Source organism: Arthrobacter sp. Y3223164 (assembly GCF_059091005.1).
This window is the reverse complement of the sequence record NZ_JBNHGF010000711.1, coordinates 1-778: the sequence shown is the minus strand read 5'-3', so window position 1 is coordinate 778 and position 778 is coordinate 1. Positions and strand designations below refer to the sequence as shown.

The 778-nt window shown below is 71.9% G+C and carries 1 pseudogene; it reads left to right on the top strand.

The features are described 5' to 3' along the window. Positions 1-29 precede the first annotated feature (29 nt). Positions 30-778: pseudogene (locus tag AC5RUJ_RS17555) on the top strand (PucR family transcriptional regulator); the annotation flags it as partial.

Genomic DNA, 778 nt, shown 5'->3' with positions numbered 1-778 from the left:
ACCGGGCCGCGACCGGCAATCCGGCGACGTTGGAGCGGCTGCGGACCAAGGTCGGCGCGCTGGCGACCGTGACCCTGAAGCGGCTGGATTCGGACCTGCCCTGGTACCGCGGGTTGCGGCCGGACGAACGCTCCGCGCTCGGCCTGGTCGCCCAGAAGGGCATCGCGTCCTTCGTGACATGGTACGAACGCCCCACGTCCCCGGCCTGGGTGATGAACGACGTCTTCGGCACCGCCCCCACCGAGCTGACCCGCTCCATCAGCCTGCAACGCGCCCTGCAGCTGATCCGCGTGGTGGTCGAAGCCGTGGAAGACGAAGTGCCGGACCTTGCCGGCGAAAGCGACGAGGCCCAACTGCGCGAAGCGGTGCTGCGCTATTCCCGCGAGGTCGCCTTCGCCGCTGCCGACGTGTACGCACGCGCCGCCGAAACGCGCGGTTCCTGGGATACCCGGCTCGAGGCGCTGGTCGTGGACGCGATCCTGCGCGGCGAAAGCTCCGACGCGCTGCGCTCCCGGATCGCCGCGGTCGGCTGGAAGACCACCGGCCCCATCACGGTGATGGTGGGCGGCTCCCCCGGTGAACCGGGCCCCAGCTTCGTGACCGAACTGCGCCGCGCCAGCTCCCGCTACGCCGCCGACACCCTCGTGGGCATCCAGGGCGAGCGGCTGATCCTGGTGCTGGGCGGCCTGTCGGACCAGGACACCGCCTTCGTGCGCCTGGCCGAACTCTTCGGGCCCGGGCCGGTGGTCTACGGCCCGGAGGCCCGCTCGCTGGTGGA